The sequence below is a fragment of the Pseudonocardia oceanicola genome, from assembly GCF_047200735.1.
Lineage (GTDB): Bacteria > Actinomycetota > Actinomycetes > Mycobacteriales > Pseudonocardiaceae > Pseudonocardia.
The window spans coordinates 1-17,642 of sequence record NZ_JBJZON010000005.1 but is presented as its reverse complement, the minus strand read 5'-3'; the positions used below and the strand labels follow the sequence as shown (position 1 = coordinate 17,642).

The 17,642-nt window shown below is 70.1% G+C and carries 17 protein-coding genes and 1 pseudogene; 15 read left to right on the top strand and 3 right to left on the bottom strand.

All coding sequences use genetic code 11. The annotated features are described in order from the left end of the window. Positions 1-42 precede the first annotated feature (42 nt). The 5 genes from ACL02T_RS09675 to ACL02T_RS09655 are packed head-to-tail and all read left to right on the top strand — an operon-like array spanning position 43 to position 4,216. Positions 43-309: a hypothetical protein gene (locus tag ACL02T_RS09675; RefSeq protein WP_412830293.1), complete on the top strand. Its 267-nt coding sequence runs from the start codon at positions 43-45 to the stop codon at positions 307-309. Then, positions 306-524: a hypothetical protein gene (locus ACL02T_RS09670; protein ID WP_412830292.1), complete on the top strand. Its 219-nt coding sequence runs from the start codon at positions 306-308 to the stop codon at positions 522-524. The genes ACL02T_RS09675 and ACL02T_RS09670 overlap by 4 nt, the downstream gene beginning before the upstream one ends. Further along, positions 517-1,734 carry a hypothetical protein gene (locus ACL02T_RS09665; protein ID WP_412830291.1) on the top strand — a complete coding sequence of 406 codons (1,218 nt, stop codon included), beginning with the start codon at positions 517-519 and terminating at the stop codon, positions 1,732-1,734. Before ACL02T_RS09670 ends, ACL02T_RS09665 begins: the two co-directional genes overlap by 8 nt. Further along, the gene (locus ACL02T_RS09660) at positions 1,734-3,389 is read left to right on the top strand and encodes a type IV secretory system conjugative DNA transfer family protein (protein WP_412830290.1); all 1,656 of its coding nucleotides are present in this window, start codon (positions 1,734-1,736) and stop codon (positions 3,387-3,389) included. The genes ACL02T_RS09665 and ACL02T_RS09660 overlap by 1 nt, the downstream gene beginning before the upstream one ends. Further along, positions 3,389-4,216 carry a hypothetical protein gene (locus tag ACL02T_RS09655; protein WP_412830289.1) on the top strand — a complete coding sequence of 276 codons (828 nt, stop codon included), beginning with the start codon at positions 3,389-3,391 and terminating at the stop codon, positions 4,214-4,216. Before ACL02T_RS09660 ends, ACL02T_RS09655 begins: the two co-directional genes overlap by 1 nt. Positions 4,217-4,248: 32 nt before the next feature. Here ACL02T_RS09655 and ACL02T_RS09650 read toward each other — a convergent pair whose 3' ends face one another. Beyond that, positions 4,249-4,722, bottom strand: coding sequence for a hypothetical protein (locus tag ACL02T_RS09650; protein WP_412830288.1), 474 nt, complete (start codon positions 4,720-4,722; stop codon positions 4,249-4,251). Between the two features lie 94 nt (positions 4,723-4,816). Between ACL02T_RS09650 and ACL02T_RS09645 the strand changes: the two genes are divergently transcribed. The 9 genes from ACL02T_RS09645 to ACL02T_RS09605 all read left to right on the top strand — a co-directional run bounded on the left by ACL02T_RS09645 (position 4,817) and on the right by ACL02T_RS09605 (position 14,496). Then, positions 4,817-5,968, top strand: a complete 1,152-nt coding sequence (locus ACL02T_RS09645; RefSeq protein ID WP_412830287.1) for a hypothetical protein — start codon at positions 4,817-4,819, stop codon at positions 5,966-5,968. Next, entirely contained in the window at positions 5,968-7,137 is a 1,170-nt protein-coding gene (locus tag ACL02T_RS09640; RefSeq protein ID WP_412830286.1) for a hypothetical protein, read from the top strand. Before ACL02T_RS09645 ends, ACL02T_RS09640 begins: the two co-directional genes overlap by 1 nt. Continuing rightward, positions 7,134-8,558, top strand: a complete 1,425-nt coding sequence (locus tag ACL02T_RS09635; protein WP_412830285.1) for a hypothetical protein — start codon at positions 7,134-7,136, stop codon at positions 8,556-8,558. Before ACL02T_RS09640 ends, ACL02T_RS09635 begins: the two co-directional genes overlap by 4 nt. 34 nt (positions 8,559-8,592) lie before the next feature. Continuing rightward, positions 8,593-9,957 carry an AAA family ATPase gene (locus ACL02T_RS09630; protein ID WP_412830284.1) on the top strand — a complete coding sequence of 455 codons (1,365 nt, stop codon included), beginning with the start codon at positions 8,593-8,595 and terminating at the stop codon, positions 9,955-9,957. A gap of 132 nt (positions 9,958-10,089) precedes the next feature. Then, positions 10,090-10,797 carry a DUF6218 family protein gene (locus ACL02T_RS09625; protein ID WP_412830283.1) on the top strand — a complete coding sequence of 236 codons (708 nt, stop codon included), beginning with the start codon at positions 10,090-10,092 and terminating at the stop codon, positions 10,795-10,797. Positions 10,798-10,817: 20 nt separating this feature from the next. Then, positions 10,818-12,047: an exonuclease domain-containing protein gene (locus tag ACL02T_RS09620; RefSeq protein WP_412830282.1), complete on the top strand. Its 1,230-nt coding sequence runs from the start codon at positions 10,818-10,820 to the stop codon at positions 12,045-12,047. A 98-nt stretch (positions 12,048-12,145) separates the two neighbouring features. Continuing rightward, positions 12,146-13,132, top strand: a complete 987-nt coding sequence (locus ACL02T_RS09615) for an ATP-dependent DNA ligase (protein ID WP_412830281.1) — start codon at positions 12,146-12,148, stop codon at positions 13,130-13,132. A gap of 195 nt (positions 13,133-13,327) precedes the next feature. Next, positions 13,328-13,615 carry a transposase gene (locus ACL02T_RS09610; RefSeq protein ID WP_412830280.1) on the top strand — a complete coding sequence of 96 codons (288 nt, stop codon included), beginning with the start codon at positions 13,328-13,330 and terminating at the stop codon, positions 13,613-13,615. Continuing rightward, entirely contained in the window at positions 13,612-14,496 is an 885-nt protein-coding gene (locus ACL02T_RS09605) for an IS3 family transposase (protein WP_412830279.1), read from the top strand. The genes ACL02T_RS09610 and ACL02T_RS09605 overlap by 4 nt, the downstream gene beginning before the upstream one ends. A 199-nt stretch (positions 14,497-14,695) precedes the next feature. On the opposite strand, the gene ACL02T_RS09600 is transcribed toward ACL02T_RS09605, so the two are convergent. After that, positions 14,696-14,890, bottom strand: coding sequence for a hypothetical protein (locus ACL02T_RS09600; protein ID WP_412830278.1), 195 nt, complete (start codon positions 14,888-14,890; stop codon positions 14,696-14,698). A 251-nt stretch (positions 14,891-15,141) separates the two neighbouring features. Here ACL02T_RS09600 and ACL02T_RS09595 point away from each other — a divergent pair, with 251 nt between their 5' ends. Continuing rightward, positions 15,142-15,813, top strand: a complete 672-nt coding sequence (locus ACL02T_RS09595) for a hypothetical protein (protein ID WP_412830277.1) — start codon at positions 15,142-15,144, stop codon at positions 15,811-15,813. A gap of 742 nt (positions 15,814-16,555) precedes the next feature. Here the strand turns inward: ACL02T_RS09595 and ACL02T_RS09590 are convergent. Then, positions 16,556-17,497, bottom strand: a pseudogene (locus ACL02T_RS09590) (integrase core domain-containing protein); the annotation flags it as partial. Between the last annotated feature and the right edge of the window lie 145 nt (positions 17,498-17,642).

The following is a 17,642-nucleotide window of genomic DNA, read 5'->3' as shown; positions in this document are numbered from 1 at the left end:
CGACCCGCGTGCACCCCGGTCGTCGCGACTACCGGCCTCGTCGTGCACGAGGTCACTGAGGACGAGGTGGTCACCGGGTCGGCCGACGGGGTGTACCGGGCGCTGTGTGGGCAGCTGATCCTGCCCGCCTCCCTCGCTGAGACCCCGCATGGCACCTGCGCGGGCTGCGCCGCGGCGCGCCTGCACCCGGAGTTGCCGATGCCGGACGGCTACTCACGAGCCTGGCGTCGCGGGATCGCCGGGGCGCTTCGGGAGTGCGCCGGCCTCGCCCGCTGCGCCTCCCGCCTGCACATGGCGGCCACGGCATGAGCACCGACCGACCGGGAGTGCCGATGCTTGGCTGCACCGACTGCCAGTACCTGTTCACCCCCTCACCCGCGCAGTGGGCTGACCTGGCGGCCACCGGCTGCCCGCGCTGCCAGGGCTGGACCTGGCTCGCCGCGCTCGCCCACCCGATCAGCCCGAACTCGACCGCACCCGCTTCGGCCGGTCCCTGCGCCAGCGAGGAGCACACCCATGTCTGAGATGCCCAACGGTCCGCTGCAGCTCTGGCTCACCGAGCGCGCCGCCCGGTCCGGGCCGGAGACCGGCCAGGCGGGCGACACGCTCCGCAGACCCAGCCTCGCCCCGGTCGTCGTCGAGCCGATCGATCCCGACAGCCCCGACGGCCCGGAGCAGCCGGCGCCGGACCGCCACGATCCCGAGCTGGACGAGCTGGACGAGATGGAGAGGCGCCTGGCGCTGCTGCGGGGGAAGGCGACGCTGCAGCGCGACCCGGCCTGGCTCGACGTCCTCTCCCCGCTGGAGGCGTGGCGCGAGCGTTCGGCGGCGATCCGGATCCGGGGATTGCAGCGCCGCCAGGAGGTCGCGGCCGCCACGGCCGCGGTTCGGCTCGCCGGGCGGGAGCGCCGCGGTGATCAGGAGATCGCCCGACTCGACCTTGCCGACCGGCTCTGGCAGCGGCGTGCGGTGGCGCGCCGCGCGCGTCTGACCGATCCGGTGTCGAAGCTGGCCACCCAGCAGCGCACCGCGCGACAGATCGCGGCCGCACTCGCCGTCGCGACGGTGGCCAGCCTGGTCTGGACCTCGGTGGGCGTCCACGACGCGCTCGTGGGGCCGGACGGCTCCCCGTTGGCTTATCTCGTCGAGACCCTGTTCGCCGTCCCGCTGCTGATGCTCATGGGACTGCGGGCCCGGGCTGCGCTGTGGGGACGTGCGTTCCCGGCGGCCGCGCAGCGGCGCAGGATCGCGCGGCTGGAAGGTGTGCTGCTGTTCAGCTCGATCGCGATCAACACCGTGCCCGTCCTGCCGGTCGTGGGGCAGTGGCGGTCGGTGACCACGCTGCTGGCCCACGCCGGGCCGCCGGTGTTGGTGCTGGTGTTGGTGTGGTTGCAGGCGACCACCAGCGCCTACTTCGCGCAGCTGCTGGCGGACGCGCACGTCGACGTCGCCGACAGCGGCGGCACCCGGCTGTCCTCGGACGCCTTCAATGTGATGACGCTGGTGAAGAAGATCCAGGCGGCCCGCAAGGCGGGGGAGCTGCCCGACTGGGAGCAGACCGGGTTGCCCAGCGTCTCGGCGATCGCCCGGTTCTTCACCTGCGAGAAGCGCCGCGCCCAGGAGGCCCACGACGCCCTGGAACTCCTGGGCCTCCACACCCGCCCCGACACCGACGCCGCCACCGGCGGGTCCGCCCGCGGACGCGGTCCCGCCCTGCTCGGGGAGGCCGGCTGATGACCACGACACCGTCGCAGAAGACCGTGCCGCCTGGCACGCCACGCCGGTGGTCGAGCCGTGATGTCGTGATCGCGGCCCTGGCCGCGGTGGTGGTCTGGACGCTCATCGCGCCCTGGACCGTGCTGGGGGTCCTCGGCTCGCTGACGACCGCGGCTGTGGGGGGCCGGGTGCTCTACCGGCACCCGACGCTTCGGCTGCGCCGCCGCATCGGGGTGGACGGGTTCCTCGATCTGTACGAGTACCGCGACGCGGCGAGTCGCCGCGCCACCCGCGGCAGCTGCGTGGGTCGCCTGGTCTCGGGCCCGCTGCTGCTGTTCGGCCGCCGGGTGTTCACCCCGCACCGGCGCGGGGTGCTGGTCGTCGGCCCGCAGGGCGCGGGGAAAAGCTCGCTGATCGTCGAGCCGATCCGGCACTTCCCCGGCCCCGCCTACGTCACCAGCACCAAGACCGAACTCGGCGATCTCACCGCCGCCGACCGTGCCCGGTTCGGGCCGGTGCACGTGTTCAATCCGACCGGGCTCGGCGAGGTGGCCTCGACGCTGCGCTGGGACCCGGTCGCCGGATGCGCCGACCCGGCCGTCGCGGACGCGTGTGCCCGCGCGCTGGTGCGCGGCGGCGGGGGCGCCACCGGCACCCAGAACGCCGACTTCTGGGCGGCCAAGGCCTCGGAGATCCTGCGCTGCTACCTGCTGGGGGCCGCGCTGACCGGGCAGGGCATGAGCGAGGTGATGGCCTGGGCGCTGCGCCCCGAGGACCGCACCCCGGTGAGCACCCTCGCCGCGCAGGGTTCCCACGTCCCGGCGGGCTGGTTGGGCACGCTGGAGTCGAACCTGGCCGCGGCACCCAACACCCGCTCCGGCTACTTCGCCGCGCTCGCCCCCGCGGTGGCGTTCATGGACAACCCCACCGTCGCCGCCTGCTGCCGCCCGCCCCACGGCCAGAGCTTCGACATCGCCCGGTTCCTCCGCGACAACGGCACCCTTTACGTGATCGCCGGGGACTCCGACCAGCGGATCGCGCCGCTGCTGACCGCGCTCACCGAGGCGGTCTTCGGCACCGCCAAACAGCTCGCCGCCGACCAGCCCACCGGGCACCTCGACCCGCCGCTGGGGCTGTTCCTCGACGAGGTCGCCAACATCACCCCGGTCCCGCTCGACAACTGGGCCGCGGACTCCCGCGGGTGGGGGATCGAGGTGTGGGCCGTGGTCCAAGACCTCGCGCAGCTGGAGACCCGCTGGGGCGCCAGCCGCGCCAAGACGATCTTCGCGAACCTCCCGACCAAGCTCGTACTGCCCGGTGTCGTCTCCCGCGACGACCTGGAACGCCTGGCGTTCCTGGCCGGAACCCGCACCAAGGTCCAGACCAGCGAGGGCCACAGCGCCGGCGACGACGGCCGCACCAGCCGCTCACACAACACGACCACGACCCTGGAGCCGGTGATCACCGGGCACACCATCCACGCCCTGCCGCGCTGGCACGCCTTCGTGCTGGGCCTGGGCAGCAAGCCCGCGATCATCCGCTTCCGGCCGGGCTGGCGGACCCGCCGGCCCCCGCTCGACCGCGTCACCGCCGCCACGACACGCGTCGTCGCACCCGACACTCCGGCACCGCGGCTCACCGCCGTGCCCGGGGCCGTGGAGGATGCTGCCTGATGACCGACTCCACTCCGCCCGGGCCGGATCCCGAGCACACCGGCCCCGCCAGCGCTCCCGACGGCGGCCCGCTCAACCCGCCCCCGAGCGCCGCCGCAGCCGCCGCGCTGCTCGAGGTGCGCCGGATGCGGGACCGTCTTGCCGAGCTGACCGAGACAGTCGCGGGTCTGCACGGCCTGCCCGGGCGGGTGGATCACTACACCGAGCTGCACCAGCAGCTCGCCGCGACCGTCTCCGAGGACCTGGCGCCCGGCCTCGCCGCGCTGCGCGAGTTCACCAACGCCGAGCTCGCCCGCCAGGATGCACAGCTGGAGGAGGTCCTCGCCGAGCTGCGCCGCGAGCGCAACTCGCCGGTCGACTGGCCGGCACTGACCGAGGCACAGGCCCGGGAGCAGTGGCCCGTCCTCGGTCGGTGGATCGCCGAGATCTTCGTGCCCTGGTACGAGATCACCCGCGACGAGCTGCCCGACTGCTGGCCGCTGCACCGCCCCGCCCTGGTCGAACTGTCCTGGCTGCGCAGCGCCCACGTCCAGGCCTACCTGCGCTCCTCCCCGCCGAGCGTGGCGGGGGAGTGGCACCAGCGCTGGCGCCCCGGAGTCGTTGAGCGTCTGCATGCGGTGATCGATCGAACCCTGTGCGGGCCCGGCTTTCACCGGCTCCCGGAAGGGGAGCGGGCAGCACCCGCACCGCCGCCGCTCGCCCCAGGCGGCCGGGTGCCGCTTCCCCCGGGCCGGCAGCTTGCCCTCCCGCAACACTGGCAGGCCAACTACGACCGCGCTGTGGGCGAGGATCTCGCCCGGCGGCGACAGCGCGAAGCACAGGGCTGACTGACGAGCGAGGCTCACGCTTCGACGTAGGGCTAGGCGGGTCGGTAGAAGGGCTCGAACCACTGGCCGGGCCGCAGATTGGCCGGCCCCATCACCGCGACGAACGCCTCTTCGTTTTCGATCCCGTCGAGCCCCGGGTCATACAGCCAATCGTGGTCGACGTCCGGAAGCAGCATGTCGTACAGACCGTGAAGCTTGTGCGAGCCCGGAAGGCTGCGCACCCACGCCGCGAGCTCTGGGCCACTCGCGTCCTCGAGGTCTGCCTCCGTCTCTTCCGCCTCGGTGATCACCGCGCCGAGGGCAATCTGCTCGGCCATGTTCTGCGGGTCGAGCCGTGCCGCGATTGCGATGCGCTCGGCCAGATCGCCCATGACCCCGACCATCCGGGCGATCAGGTCCGGGTTCGGGAGGACGATCTGCGGCAACCAGTCCTCGGCGGTGTTAGTGGTGTCTGCAAACCAAGACGCGGCGAGGTAAAGCCGGCCCGCCTGGGCCGCGGAGATCAAGCCATTCTCCTCGTCCCCGCAGCCGTAAAGCGCTGCGAGGTCTGGATAGGACTCTTCCCGGGCTGTGCTGCCTCCTACGGCTCGGCGCGTAGCGGTGATCATCATGCCCGGCTCGCAGAGACAGGGTCGAGGGTTGACCCGCGGCGCCGGGGAATCGGTGGGCCGGCCGCTGCGCCCTTTGCGCACAGCCCCTCTCTTCCGCCATTCGGGCCCGCAGAGCGGTGCTTTCAGCGTAGTCAGCAGCTCATCAGAACTGACGATCTCCGGCCGCCGCACTAACGGCCCCGTCGATCTCCACGATGACCAAATGTGCAGCTCAGCGGCCTGCTCGTCGCCCCATAGCGCCCTACCCGACATCCTCAGGCGGAACTTCATGGAAGAAACATGGAACTTCCGTGGTAAGTTCGTGGGCATGGTGGAGGATGAGCTGTCCGCGGTCCTGCAGCGGATCGGCGAGCTGGGCGGGAAGATCCAGCACGCGCTCGCGGCAGGAGACGTCGAGCAGGCGGCTGGTCTGCACGCCGAGCTGCGGCGTCAGGAGGAGCGCCGGGACCAGCTCTTCGACAGCCTGGCCTCCGGTTCCCTCGTGGGTCGGCCCCGCCACCGCACTGTGTCCCCGCGCGAGGAGCTCCCGCCGGTCACGGTGGAGCAGCCACTTCGGGAGATCGTCCTCGAAGCACTGACCTATCTCGGACGATCCGCCAGCACCGCGCTCATCACTGATGTGGTGCGGGCCCGGGAGGGGTTCGTCATCCCGGCCGGCCGTCTGGCGAGTCTGCGCCGCGACGAGGAGCGCTCGTTCAGCTCAACGTCTACCCGCACCGCGTATGTCGTCCCCGGGCTGACCCACGACCGGTTCGCCCCGGCCCGGGGCATTCTCACCAGCTCGGCTTTCCCCCTGTCCCACCGCATTGTGGCCCCCGCATCCGGGCGCGTGGACCTGCTCAACGCCGTGATCACACTCGCCGAGGACGCCGCGACCCGCGCCGCCGACGAACCGCAGAGGATCGCGCTGCTGAGACTGCTGTGGAAGCTCGGCCGCTCCATCCCTGACGCACTCGGTTCAGATATCGATCCGCTCCAGGTCGCCCAGGCCGCCCGCACCGAGCTCGCCGTCCACGACGCGGCCGACCGCGCGGAGCGGGAAGCGGCAGCCGAGCGAGCTCGCCACCAGCTCGACTCCCACCAGCAGCTCTTCGGTCACCGCACCGCGGTGGTCCGCAACCGCCGCACCAAGGAGGCGTGATGTCGCGCCGGATCCCCACGCCGCGCCCCGACACGCCGCTCGCGGCGTTCCGCGGCCAGAACGACCCCACGCCCCTGAGCGCCCGGGCGATCACCGCCTCATTGGAGGTCCCCGGTTGCCGGCGGCGGAGCCTGTTCGACGCCGCCGGTATCAGCCTGGACCGTGTAGCCCCGCTGCTGGGCTGCCCATCGGGTGAACAGGCCAAGCACGCCTTCAGCCGCGGCAACGCCTTCGAGACCCAGGTCATGGCCAACGACGGCGCGGACCTGATCGCGCTGTTGCGCGAGCACTTCAGCCTGACGATCGACCGCGTCCGTGTGGCCGACCTGTCCTCTCAGCAGGTGCAGTCCGCCCATGGCGGCCGCGGCCGCCAGCTCAACCGCACCCGAGCGCGGCTCACGGCGCAGCACCTGCAGCGGATGCTCACCGGAGACCCGAGCGCCCCTACGCTGCTCCGCCACGCCCTCACCACGCTCACCCTCGGCGGCGAGCCGGCCTACCTGGAGCAGGACGCGCTGGCCGTCGTGGCGGACGGGGCCTGCCACATCATCGAGATCAAGAGCTTCCCGAAGATCGACGGCCGGGCGGACGAGCAGAAAGCCGATGCCGCGGCGCGGCAGTCCGCCGTGTACGCGCTGAGTCTGATCGAGGTCGTGGGCCGGCTCGGGCTCCCGGCTGCCGCCGTATCTATGCAGGCGCTGCTCGTGATCCCGGAGAACTTCTCGCTGACGCCGGTCGCGAACGTCATCGACCTCACCACCCGGGTCCGCCGGCTGCAGCGGTCGCTGCGACAGCGCCCCACTGAAGCCGAGCTCGCCGAGCTCCTGTCCGAGGGAGCCTCCCTGCCACTGCTGCCGCCCGACGAGTCCGACCCGAGCTGGGCGGCGGCCGCCACCCAGACCCGGCAGGTCTTCGAGGCGGTCCCGGCGCGCTTCGGCGACGGCTGCCTCTCCTGCCCGACCTTCCGGTTCTGCCGCGACGAGGCCCAGCGGACCGGAGCGGTCGCCCAGCTCGGCACCAACGCGATCAACGCGTGCGGCTCGGTCACCAGCACCCGCACCGCGCTGGAACTCGCCGCCGGACGGCGAACTCCCGACGGCGGACCCGAGACGGCCCTCGCTCAGCACCTGCAGCGCGCCACCACGATCCGGAGGGCGATCACCGCATGAACACGATGAAGCTGCTCCGCCAGCTCCACGCCGCCGACACCGGGCACGCGGTCCCGAACCGGTCGAAGCGACACGCTCACCTCGCAGACGAGCCGCTGATCGTGTGCGCCTACCACCTCGCGAACGAGCCAGGCGCGTTGATCGGGCTCGTCTACGGCACGGACCCGGCGGCCCCGCACGTCGTGGCGATGGGCAACCCCCTCAACCGCGATGTCCGGTTCGCCGCGCTTGCCGACTTCGCCCGTGACGCGCTTGCCTACCTCGACCCCTACACCGGCTACGAGGTGGTCCGACCGAGCCCGCGGTCGAACCGGGCGACTGCGATCGCCTACGACACCCCGCAGATCGTCACCCCCAACACCGCCACCGCAGCCTGGCTCGGGGACGTGCTCGCACGCTCGATCCGCTACCTACGGCCCGACGAGCAGAACGTCGACCCGGCGCTCCCGCTGCTCGGTGCCCACCTGACCGCGATGACCCAGGCTGCGCACTCGCCGCTGTCGAGCCTGGTCGCCAGCGCCACCAACCTCCTCAGCAGCCACTGGGTCACCGGCCAGCTCGGCGGCGAGACCGAGATCCTGCCGACCATCCTGCGGTGGATCACACCCGTCGCCGGTCTTACCGGCCGCGAGTCCGCCGCGATCGCGGAACAGGGCACCCCGCCCGCCGGTCCCGTACCCGGCATCGAGTTCGACGACGCGCTCTACAGAGCCTGGGACCAGTGGTCGGCCCAGACCGCAGCTGGCCTCAACCCGCTTGAGGCGAGCGAGGCGATGCGTGCGGCCCTCCTCGCCGCACTCGTCCCCACCTATGCGGCAACCTTCGAGGCGCTCGAACTGCTCCGCGGCCTGCCCCCGGCGACGTCGGACGCCGCCCGCCATGAGATCGACCGGGAAGCCTGGGGCCGGCACTGCCAGAGGGCTCAGGGCGGCAACGCGCGGTTTCGGGCGCTGCTCGATCCCCTGACCGCCGCGCGGATCATGCAGGACAGCGAGACCCAGCTCGCCACCTACACCCGACAACAGGTCCTCGACGACCCGTTGGCGCTGGAAGAACTGGTGTTCACCAGCGACGCCGTTCAGGGCGAGGTCCTCGCGGTCAACCCCGACATCCGGGACGGCCGGGCCTGGACACCCCTCATCACCGTCCTCACCGCGGTGCCGTACGAGAACGCGCCGGGCGCGCGGCTGTACCCGACGACGAACGACCGGCAGAGCGCGGAGGTGATCGCCGTGGACGGCGACACCGTCACTCTCAAGCTCCGCGGTGGGATGGGCCAGGGGCGGCCTACCCCGGACCGGCTCCCGGTCATCGGTCAGTCACTGACGTTCATTGCCCTCGAAGCCCAGCAGTTCCGTGGCCGCACCCTGCCCCGCCAGCTGCCCTGGACGCATCGCACGCCAGAGCCGGTCGACGCATGAGCGCCGCACCTGACAACGCCCGCGAGGTGGCCTCATGACCCGCCGATCTCCCGTCGACGCAGCAGCCGTCGCGGCCTCCCAGGCAGTTACCGCCGACGTCCTGGCGGTCGCGCGCGCGGGCCGCGAGCGCGTCAGCCTCGTCGACAGCCCTCCTGGTGCCGGCAAGTCGACCCTCGTCCGCGCGGTAGCCGCCGGTCTTGCGCGCGACGGCCGTCAGATTCCCATCGTGTCTCAAACCAACGAACAGGCCGACGACCTGGTCCGCGACTTGAGCAGCGACCTCACCGGAACGCACCACAGCGTCGGCCGGCTGCACAACTCCTCGACCTACGAGCCGCCCGACGACCTGCGGGCCGAACCTCGGATCGCGCTGAGCAGCGACATCGCCGCCCTGCAGGAATGCTCGGTGATCGTCGCGCCCGCGAAGAAGTGGGCGTTCATCGACTCGGGCCAGCACAGCTGGCCGTTGGGAATCATTGATGAGGCCTACCAAATGCGGGGCGGCGACGCCCTGGCCGAAGTCGCCGAGCTGTTCGACTCGCTGCTCGCAGTGGGCGACCCCGGCCAGCTCTCCCCGTTCACGACCGGCGACGAGTCCCTCATCCGCGGCATCGAACGCTCACCATTGGCGAGCGCGGCGAACGTGCTGCTCAACTCCCACCCCAACGCCTACCAGCGGATGCTCCCGGTCAGCTGGCGGCTGGCCCCACAAGCCGCCGAGCTCGTGTCGAGGGCCTTCTACTCAGCTCAGTTCAGAGCCGGTACAACAGCAGGTGCCCGCCGCCTGCAGTTCAGCCAACTCGGCAACGAGGACCCGCTCGATCGCGTCCTCGGGCACGCCGCGGACTCCGGGTGGGGCCTGCTTGAGCTGCCGCAGGCCTACATGCCCGTCGACGACGCGGACGCGGTGCAGGCGCTCGCCGAACTGGTGTGCCGTGCGCTGACTGCCCAGGGTCGGTGCCGCGACGAGCATGACCGGATCTATGGGCTGGATGAGGGCCGGATCGCGGTCGGCGTGACCCACACCGCCCAGAAGCGCCGCGTGCGCGCAGTCCTCGACCAGATGCTCAGCGAGCGAGGCTTCCTGCCTGGCGCGGTCGTCGTCGACACCGCGAACCGGCTGCAGGGACGTCAGTTCGAGCTGGTCTTCGCCTGGCACCCTCTCTCCGGCCGGCATGACACCAGCAGCTTCCACATCGAGGCGGGCCGGCTATGCGTGCTGCTCTCCCGCCACCGCCAGGCGTGCGTCCTGGTCACCCGAGCCGGCCTCGAAGCCCAACTCGAGGCGCACCCCCAACCCGAACCCCTGTGGTTGGGCGAACGCCAGCTCGCCGTCGACGGCTGGGAGGCGAACCTGTCCGTGCTCGAGCAACTCGCCGAGCACCGCATCGCCGCCTGACCCCACGACAGTCGGCTACATCCGAGCCCCCGGTACCCGGGGCGGCCGACCTGTCACGCCCTGTAACGCACGGCAGCAACGTGCCGATCAAGGACTGTCGCGGCGAGCGCCGCGTAAGGAGGAACGACCGCAGTGGTGCCGACCGACGAGCTCAACGCCCCGGAACAGGTTGCTCCTGCCACTTGGGCAGTGGGGAGTGCCGCGCTGGCCCTCGGCCAGGACCAGCACGGACGCGAGGCGTTGGCGCTCTGGCAGATCAGCGTCGACGGCCGCCCCACCGGTGCGTGGGTCGAGCCGGTGGAGCTGGCATTCGGCGACCGCAACACGGCCCGCCGGCTCCTGACTTGCATCGAGCGACGCGCTCTCACTGGCGCTAACCCCGACATCGTCGGCGATGTCGTGACCAAGCTCAGCGCGACTGCGGAGGTCGACGGCAGCGACCCGTGGTGGGACAAGCACACCTTCCTCGCCCCGGCAGTGTTCGCGGATGTGGTCGATCGCCGCATGAGCTACGAGAAGACCATCGGGAGGCTCAAGGACTCCGGTCGCAAGATCGCCGACCTGGAATGGGCTCGGGAGTTCTCGGCAGAGGCGCTGCCTGCCACCCTCGGGGAGCTGCGGGAGCTGGCGCGGCTCGCCATCCCCGAAGGAGCCCCTGCCGTTGCTGAGGCGTTGACTGTCGCCCACGTCCTGCGGTGGCTTGTCGAGCTGTGGGGTGAGACCGAACAGGTCAAGGGCCGCCGCACCTACATCCAGGAGGAGTACGGGCCGGTTGAGCCGCTTCCACCTACCTGGCGAGTGGCGGTCGCCGTCGCCAACACGAACCGGCTTCCCCTGTGAGCGCGCTTCGCGGCTACGCGGTGATCGACACCGAGACCACCGGCGTCCAGCCCGGGTTTCGGCATCGCATCGCCGAGGTCGCCGTGGTGCACGTAGACCTCGACGGAACCATCACCAACTCCTGGTGCAGCCTGGTCAACCCGGAACGGGACCTCGGCCCCCAGGCCATCCATGGCATCAAGGCCGCCGACGTGCGCCGCGCTCCGCTGTTCGACCAGCTCGTGGGCGACCTCGTCGAGCTCCTCACCGGCCGCGTCGTGGTGGCCCACAACTGGCCGTTCGACGCGATGCACCTACGAGCGGAGTTCGAGCGGCTGGACATCGCCACCCCCTTCTACGCGGGCGCGGGACTCTGCACGATGCGGACCGCCGGGCAGATCCTGCCCTGGTCACGCCGCTCCCTGATCGAATGCTGCGCCGCCGTCGGGCTCCCCGACCGCAGCTGGCATACGGCTTCCGCCGACGCCGAAGCTGCCGCCGAGCTGCTCGGGGTCTTCATCGAGCAAGCTTCGCACCTCCTGCAGCTTTCCGACCTGCACCTCGCGGCCGCGGCATGGGATTGGCCTGAGCTACCTCGTGCCCTCGCCACCCCCGTCCAACGCACGCCCGTTGACTACGTCGCACCGCATTTCCTCGCCCGCCTGATCGACCGGATTCCGCGCAGCGGGGAGCCGATCATCGACGCCTACATGGCGATGCTCGACGGAGCGCTGCTAGACCGCCAGATCTCCGAGAGCGAAGCCGATGGGCTGATCGACCTGGCTCACGAGATGGGGCTGCATAAGACGGAGGTCGTCGAGATACACCGCAGCTACCTGTACGAACTCGGCCGGGCTGCCTGGGCGGACGGCATCCTGACCGCCGAGGAACGACACGATGTCAAGACCGTTGCAGCACTCCTCGGGCTCGACGACCAGGCCGTCGACGAAGCCCTCTCTCCAGAGGCAGACGCAAGCCGGGCCGACCCGGCCGGCGCAAGGATCAACGTTGGCGGGCTGGCTCTGGTCGCCGGCGACCGAGTCGTGCTCACCGGACAGATGCGCCGCGGCCGCGCCGAGATCACGGCCGAAGCGAGGGATGCCGGCCTGACCATGACGACCTCGGTCAGTCGACAGACGAAGGTTGTCGTCGCCGCCGACCCAGACTCGCTATCCGGTAAGGCCAAGAACGCGCGCCTCCTCGGTGTTCCGGTGGTCAGCGAGGAGACGTTCATGCGTGTCCTGGCCGAGCTCCCAAGGTCGAACTGCTGAGCTGCGTACCGAAAGTCTGGTCAGGTCACCCGCTAGATGTGCCTGATTACGTCCCGCCCGTTGCCTCTCACTCCTCGTGAGCTGCTTACCGTGCTGCCGTGAGTGCAGTGCCCTACCCACTCAAACCAATGGCCGCTGTGACCGCGACCGAGCTGCCGGCCGGGGAGAAGTGGGTCTACGAGCCGAAATTCGACGGCTTCCGCTGCCTCGCGTACGCGCCGAACGGCAAGGTGCGGCTGCAGTCGCGCCAGCTGCGTCCGCTCACGTCGTACTTCCCGGAGATCGTCGCCGCTGTCGCAGAGTTGGGCCACGACGTCGTGCTCGATGGCGAGCTCGTCGTTTGGCACCAGGGACGGCTCGACTTCACCGCCCTTCAGCAGCGCCTCCATCCGTCGGCGTCGCGATCGTCGCAGCTCGCAGTTCAGCGGCCGGCAGCGTTCGTCGTCTTCGACCTGCTGGCGAGTAAGGGTCGAGACCGGCGCGCCGAGCCATATGAGGATCGGCGTAGGCGGCTGGAGAAGCTGCTCGAGAATCGCCTGCCGCACGGCCTCGTGCTGATGCCGACCTCGTCGGACATGGGAGTCGCTCGACAGTGGATGCTCGGGCACACAGCCTCGGGGATCGAGGGCGTGGTGGCGAAGCGGCTCGACCAGACGTACCGAGCCGGTGGACGGCCGTGGCGCAAGGTAAAGGCGCGCATGACGGCCGAGGCTGTCGTCGGGGGAGTGCTGGGCTCCATCGGCGAGCCCACGGCGTTGATCGTCGGGCGCTTCAACCAGCGCGGCCGGTTACGCGTCGCAGGACGTACAACGGCGCTCGATGCCTCCGCGCGCCTTCGGCTCCCTTCGCTGCTGGCGGCCGCCAGCAACGAACATCCATGGCCGGACGTCATCCCATCCGCCCGGTTCGGGCAGAGGCCGAGCGAGCCTATCGAGTACGTGCGGGTGCGGCCGGAGGTCGTGGTCGAGTTGGATGTCGACGCTGCCTACGAGCAGGAGCGCTGGCGCCATCCGGTCCGCTTCGTGCGAATACGAGCAGAACTGCATCCGGAAGACCTGCCGTCCTGGCCACGTAGAACCAGCTAGGAGTAGCCCGGCCTCATTCGGCCACATCGAACGACCGAAGGCCTCCGCCGGGCGTTCCGCCCTTCGGAGGGCGACGCGCGCCGGCATTCCGCGCACCAGGTCCTGTGCCAGTCCGCCAGTTTCCGTGTTTGGACCGTTCCCGATCTTGTAGACACCCGGTCGCAGACTGCAGCTGATCGCAGCGGAGGGGATCGCGTGGCGACACGCCGTCAATTCACCCAGGAGTACAAGGATCAGGCCGTTAGCCTTGTCCTCGATTCGGGCCGAACAATCGCCGAGGTGGCGAAAAGTATCGGCGTGCACGAGATGACGTTGGGCAAGTGGGTGAAGAAGGCGCGAGACGCCGGCCGAGTCCCGGACTCTGATCTATCCGAACCGGAACCGGCGAAGCTGGAACGACTCCGCAAGGAGAACGCGGACCTGCGGATGGAGCGGGATTTCGCAAAAAAAGTAGCGACCTGGTTCGCGAAAGAACAGCCGTGAAGTACGCGGCGATCGCGGACTGGGCCGACGAAGGCGAGTACCCGGTCACGTTCATGTGCGCCCAGCTCGGCGTGGCCCGTCAGGGCTATTACCGGTGGCGGGCGAGCGGGCCCTGCGAGCGCGAGCGCACCGACGCCGAGCTCACCGATACCATCCGTGCCATCCACCGCGACCTCCACGGCCACCCCGGCGTGCGCCGAGTGTGGGCCGAACTGGTCGTGCGCGGCTACCGGGTCGCCCGCAAGCGGGTCTGGCGGCTCATGCGGGCCGCGGGCCTGCAAGGACGTCACCCGCGCGCCTGGCGACGTACGACCGTCGCAGGTCTGCGGCCCATCGACGCGCCTGACCTGATCGGGCGCGACTTCACCGCCGAGGCCCCCGACACCCGCTGGTGCGGCGACATTTCCTACGTCGCGACGGTGGACGGCTGGGCCTATATCGCGACTGTCATCGACCTGCACTCGCGCAAGGTCGTGGGCTACGCCGTGGCCGACCACCTACGCACCAGCCTGATCGTCGAGGCCCTCGCCGCCGCGCTGCTCACCCGCCGCCCACCGGCCGGCGTGATCTTTCACAGCGACCGCGGAACGCAATACACCAGCCGGGAGTTCACCGATTTCTGCGCCGTCCACGGCGTCGTCCGCTCGATGGGTCGGCGCGCCATTTGTTTCGACAATGCCGTCGCCGAATCGTTCTTCGCGACCTACAAGAAGGAGCTGATTCACACTCGCCCGTGGAACAGTCTCGCCGAGGTACGGCAGCAGACGTTCCTCTGGATCGAGGACTACTACAATCGCCGTCGACGACACTCGACGCTCGGCTACTTGACTCCCACAGAATACGAGCTAGGGTTCAGAGAACTAACCGACCTGGCAGCCTAAATCGGTGTCACTGAAATCGGGAACACTCCAGTTCCAGTCGCTCAGCTCAGCCGGAGGGTGGTGGGCCGGGGCATCTGTCTGACCGGTGGCGATGTGAATGATCCGGCGGGCGGTGGAACACAGCGTGGTCGGCGTAGCGCTCGTAGAAGCGCGCGAGCCGCTTCTCTAACTTGATCAACCCGTCGGGCGACCGGCCCCGTCAGGGTTCCAAGCCGAAGTCGAGTCCGCGCTGAGGTCCGTCGATGCCGAGTGTGCGCTCGCGTTCTGCCGCGACTTCGAGAGCTGCGGTGGTATGGCGCAGCTCGGGTGCGTCGGGCGCGGGCCTGAGGTAGCGCCAGGCGCTGAGCTCGGGTGCGGCCGCCTGCAGGGTGAGGCGTTCGGCCAGGGTGGCCATCTCGATAGGGCCGATGCCACCGGGCACTGGCGTGATGGCACGCGGGATGTGAGTGGCGCTGGGGTGGACGTCGCCGATCGTCCCGGCGGGCTGCAGGTTCCGATCTGACGCTCGGCGGTGTGAAATAGCAGGTCAGCAGTCTAGCGGGGGGCGGGGGTGGATGCCGGTCCCGCAGCTCGTGCTCGGCTGACTGCGCGAGATCAGTAGAGGCCCGTCGTACCCTTCTCGCAGGGGGAGTGGAGGTGGCGATCATGACGGTGACCGCGGACTCGGTGAGCGAGCGGTTCCTGCCGTTGTTCGACCCGGCCGAGGCGCTCCCGCCAACGGGGGCGCTCGAGGTCTACTTCGAGACGCCGGTGTCGCTGGGGATGCTGCTGACCTTCGCGGAAGAGCGTGGGTATCGAGAGCTGACGGAGGCGGCCGTCAGGGCGCACGCGGAAGCGGTCCGCGATCTGCTCTGGTCGCTCGCTCGGAACGTGCACCTGAAGGTGGGGGAGCACACCGGGATCCCGGGCCGGCCGTCGATGGGCCGCTACCTTCCCGGGCGGATCCCGTTGACGGTGGTCTCCCACACCCACGTCCCGGACTGCACCGACGTGGCACGGTTCCACGATCACGTCTTCATCGGCCGTCGTGGTATCGCCGACGTGGATGGTCGGTGGTGGCCGATCGACCTCGACAGCCTCCACAAGAACATCCGCGTTCAGGCCGTCACCTACAACGCCGCACTCAAGAAGTACCTGCGGGACGTGTGGGGGATGAGATGGTCCGATCCGGCGGAGCGCACGTGGATGGGCTTCGACGAGCTCGTCGAGCCCAACTTCGCTCCGAGCGTCGCCGACTATCCGCGCCGGCTCTGTCCCTACGGCTACGGCCAGTCCTCCGACCGCTTGAACGTCGTCGACATCCTCGAACGTCTCTAACCAGGACTCACCTTGGAGGCCCAGGCGCCGCAGGCCGGGCCTTCGCCCTGATCACCAGCTGTGGGACAGCCCGGGGGCGTTGTTCCGGCGGGGGTCATGAGGTCCGTCCGGGCCGCTGGTGATCCGCTGGGCGGCGCCCGCAGCAGGTCGTCTGACGGATCGCGTCCCTGCGCGACCGACTCCATCGCCGCGGCGATCGAGAGTGCGACGTCTTGTCCGCGCATACCTGCATAGGTGTCGGCGATCGCGTGTCGCCGCAGCTGATACGCACCCTGCTCGAGTAGTTCCCGCGCGGCACGCTGCCGCCCAAAGGCTCGGTCGGCGCCCTGTCGACTGTGATGTCTCAGGACATGGGTGACAGTTCTGCATCAGGACATCGGTGTCAGTTGGTGTGTCAGGACTTCGGTGACGCTCCCGGATTCCTCGGACGGGTTCCGCGGGGTCGGCCGTTGCCGACGTAGCGGATGCCGGGAGCGGGCCTGCTGCGCTCGGCGAGGATCTCGCCTTCGAGGTCCGTGACGATGATCTTGTCGCCGGGCTGGTCGCCGTCGCTGACGACGAGGACCTGTTCAAACGCGTGGGCGACATCGACCTTGTAGAACACCTTGTCGATGTGGACGACTCCGGCGGAGCTCACCGTTCGGAGGCGTGTGCCGGCGGGAAGGCCTGCGGGCGGGGTCGGTCGGGGCCGCAGGGCGGGGACCGGCGGCTTGTAGACGGGCCGGTCCGGCTTGGGGCGGGGTGGATCGGCCTTAGGGGTCGCCTCCCACGCGGCCAACGGCGTGATCCGCCCGGGGAGCCCTTGGTGAGGGCGCTCGGTGTTGTAGATGTGGTCGAACGCGTCGATCTGGGCCTGGAGCTGCGCGAGTGTGGCGGCCAGCGGTTGCTTGTCGAGGTAGCGGAACAGGGTCTGGTGGAAGCGTTCGTTCTTGCCCTGGGTTGTCGGCTTGTGTGGCTTGCCGGTGATTGCCTCGGTGCCCAGCGCGGCGACATGTGCGACGAGCCGGCCGATCAGGCCGCGACGCGACGGGTTGAGCGCGAGCCCGTTGTCGGACAGCAGCCGTTGAGGCACGCCGTGGGCGGCCACGGCCTTATCGAAGACCGCGATCGCGTCCTTGGCGGTCTCAGCGGCCGCGGCGTGGGAGGCGACCGCGTAGCGGGAGTGGTCGTCGATGAGCTGGAAGATCACGCACTTGCGTCCACCGGTCAGCACATACTCGGTGGCGTCGAGCTGCCAGCAGGCGTTCGGCGCCGGGTAGACGAACCGCCGCCACGCCGAGCGGGGCTTCTTCCTCGGCTCCGGCCGGGCGACACCGGTCTCGCGGAAGATTCGCGCCAGCGACGCCGTCGAGGGCACCGCGACCAGGCCCATCGCGCGCATCTTCTCGTGAACACTGATCGGGCCGTGGTCCAACCCGGACGCCTCAAGCGCGGCCCGCACCGCGACGGCCTGGGCCTTGACCTGCTCGGTCAGCAGCGACGGGCTCGACCTCGGCCGCCTGGACTTGGGCTCGAGCACTGCCGCGGGTCCCTCAGTTCGAGCGCGCTTACGCAGTTCGTAGAACGACTTGCGCGAGATGCCGTGCTCGGCGCAGAACGTCGAGACAGCCCCCCGCGGTGCGTCGTCAGGCCACTGCGAGATCGCAAGGCGCACACGGGGGTCGATGGGTTCATGGGCAGCCACCGCGGCAGCCTCGCGGCAGAAGTGTCACCACCAAGAACACCAGAAGTGTCACCGATGTCCTGACACAGAATCGTCACCGATGTCCTGAGACATAACACGGCGCCCTGTCGACTCACCAGGCAAGTACCGAACATAGGTTCGATTC

What these genes read in the sequence shown, in the direction of transcription:
- ACL02T_RS09670 (WP_412830292.1), top strand. Translation starts at nt 306, where the DNA reads ATGAGCACCGACCGACCGGGAGTGCCGATGCTTGGCTGCACCGACTGC.
- ACL02T_RS09665 (WP_412830291.1), top strand. Translation starts at nt 517, where the DNA reads ATGTCTGAGATGCCCAACGGTCCGCTGCAGCTCTGGCTCACCGAGCGC.
- ACL02T_RS09660 (WP_412830290.1), top strand. Translation starts at nt 1,734, where the DNA reads ATGACCACGACACCGTCGCAGAAGACCGTGCCGCCTGGCACGCCACGC.
- ACL02T_RS09655 (WP_412830289.1), top strand. Translation starts at nt 3,389, where the DNA reads ATGACCGACTCCACTCCGCCCGGGCCGGATCCCGAGCACACCGGCCCC.
- ACL02T_RS09640 (WP_412830286.1), top strand. Translation starts at nt 5,968, where the DNA reads ATGTCGCGCCGGATCCCCACGCCGCGCCCCGACACGCCGCTCGCGGCG.
- ACL02T_RS09635 (WP_412830285.1), top strand. Translation starts at nt 7,134, where the DNA reads ATGAACACGATGAAGCTGCTCCGCCAGCTCCACGCCGCCGACACCGGG.
- ACL02T_RS09630 (WP_412830284.1), top strand. Translation starts at nt 8,593, where the DNA reads ATGACCCGCCGATCTCCCGTCGACGCAGCAGCCGTCGCGGCCTCCCAG.
- ACL02T_RS09600 (WP_412830278.1), bottom strand. Translation starts at nt 14,890, where the DNA reads ATGGCCACCCTGGCCGAACGCCTCACCCTGCAGGCGGCCGCACCCGAG.
- ACL02T_RS09595 (WP_412830277.1), top strand. Translation starts at nt 15,142, where the DNA reads ATGACGGTGACCGCGGACTCGGTGAGCGAGCGGTTCCTGCCGTTGTTC.